The sequence below is a fragment of the Microbacterium sp. ISL-103 genome (genome assembly GCF_018613995.1).
In the GTDB taxonomy this organism is placed as follows: Bacteria; Actinomycetota; Actinomycetes; order Actinomycetales; family Microbacteriaceae; genus Microbacterium.
The window spans coordinates 1-2,169 of the sequence record NZ_JAGGPD010000027.1; the positions used below are offsets into that span (position 1 = coordinate 1).

General features: G+C 65.1%; 1 pseudogene. It reads right to left on the minus strand.

From position 1 onward, the window contains the following. Positions 1 to 231: 231 nt before the first annotated feature. Positions 232 to 2,169, minus strand: a pseudogene (gene dnaE / locus J7E68_RS01315) (DNA polymerase III subunit alpha); the annotation flags it as partial.

The window sequence follows — 2,169 nt, forward strand, 5'->3', positions numbered from 1 at the left end:
GTAGAGAACGCCGTCCTCGTCGGAGAAGACCTCGTCGACGACGGTCTCGGATGCCACGGCGGCGCCGTCTGCATCGGAGCCATCGCTGTTCGGGAAGGGGGATTCCGTGCTCATGGGATGGTCCTTTCGTCACGGTGCGGGGCCTCGGACGCCCTGCACCCAACGCGTCCTGATCCTACCCGGTGAGCCGGGGAGGCTGTCATGGGGAGCCCTCCCCACCACCCGGGCCCATCACCCCAGGCAGGTCGGCCCGAGCAGCGACTTGAGATCGCCGAACAGGTCTGACGAGACCTTGACCGGCATCGGCACGTCGAACACCTTCGCGGTACTCCCCCGATGCACACGGAGCACGACCTCGGTGTCTCCGTTGTGGCGGCGCAGCACATCGGCGAGCTCTTTCATCACACGCTCGGTGGCTCTCTGCTCGGCGAGCACGAGAGACAACGGGCCGGCCGCGTCGAACGAGCCGACGTCAGGGGCGAACGCCGACTGCGCATGCAGATTGAGTCCGTCATCGCGCTTCGACACGCGCCCGCGCACGGCGAGGATCGAGTCCTGCTGCAGGATGTGCTGGAACTCGGTGTAGGTCTTTCCCATGAACATGACCGTCACCTCGCCGTTGAAGTCCTCGACGGTGATCATGCCGTAGGGGTTTCCGCTGGCCTTCGCGACGCGATGCTGGACGCTCGTCACGAGTCCGGCGACCGTCACCTGCTCGCCGTCCTGCATGTCCTCGGAGTTGTTGAGATCGTGGATCGAGATCGACGCATGCTTCGCGAGCGGCACCTCGAGTCCGGCGAGGGGATGATCCGAGACGTAGAGCCCGAGCATCTCGCGCTCGAAGGCGAGCTTGTCCTTCTTGATCCACTCGGGTCGCGCCGGAACCTTCGCGGGCGCCACCTCCTCCAGACCGTCGTACAGGCTGTCGAAGTCGAAGCCGATGGCTCCCTGGGCTTCGTTGCGCTTGCGATCGACCGCGGCCTCGACCGCATCCTCGTGAACCTCGAGGAGCGCGCGGCGCGAGTCGCCCATCGAATCGAACGCGCCCGCCTTGATCAGCGACTCGACGGTGCGCTTGTTCGAGACGTGCAGCGGCACCTTCTCGAGGAAGTGGTGGAACGAGGTGAACCGCCCGTCCTTGCGGGCCTTCACGATGCCTTCGACGACGTTGCTGCCGACGTTGCGCACTGCTCCGAGCCCGAAGCGGATGTCGTCTCCGACGGCCGCGAAGTAGTTGATCGACTCGGAGACGTCCGGCGGGAGCACCTTGATGCCCATGCGGCGGCACTCGTTCAGATACAGCGCCATCTTGTCTTTCGAGTCACCCACGCTGGTGAGCAGCGCAGCCATGTACTCGGCCGGATAGTGGGCCTTGAGGTAGGCGGTCCAGTACGAGACGACTCCGTATGCGGCCGAATGCGCTTTGTTGAAGGCGTAGTCGGAGAACGGGAGCAGGATCTCCCAGATCGCGTTGACAGCCCCGTCGGAGTAGCCGTTCGCGTGCATGCCCGCCTGGAAGCCCTCGAACTGCTTGTCGAGCTCGGACTTCTTCTTCTTGCCCATCGCGCGCCGGAGGATGTCTGCCTGCCCGAGCGAGAAGCCGGCTACGCGCTGCGCGATGGCCATGACCTGCTCTTGGTAGATGATCAGGCCGTAGGACTCGTCGAGGATGTCGGCGAGGGAATCCGTGAACTCGGGGTGGATCGGGGTGATCGGCTGCTGGCCGTTCTTGCGCAGCGCATAGTTCGTGTGCGAGTTCGCGCCCATCGGACCGGGGCGGTACAGCGCGATCAGAGCCGAGATGTCGCCGAAGTTGTCGGGACGCATGAGCCGCATGAGCGATCGCATGGGCCCGCCGTCGAGCTGGAAGACGCCGAGCGACTCACCCCGACCGAGCAGGTCGTAGGCGCCGCGGTCGTCGAGAGCGAGGTGCTCGAGATCGAGCTCCTCGCCGCGGTTGGTGCGGATGTTGTCGAGCGCATCGGAGATGATCGTCAGGTTGCGAAGCCCGAGGAAGTCCATCTTGATCAGGCCGAGCGACTCGCACGAGGGGTAGTCGAACTGCGTGACGATCTGGCCGTCCTGCTCGCGGCGCATGATCGGGATGATGTCGAGCAGCGGCTCGGACGACATGATCACGCCGGCCGCGTGGACACCCCACTGCCGCTA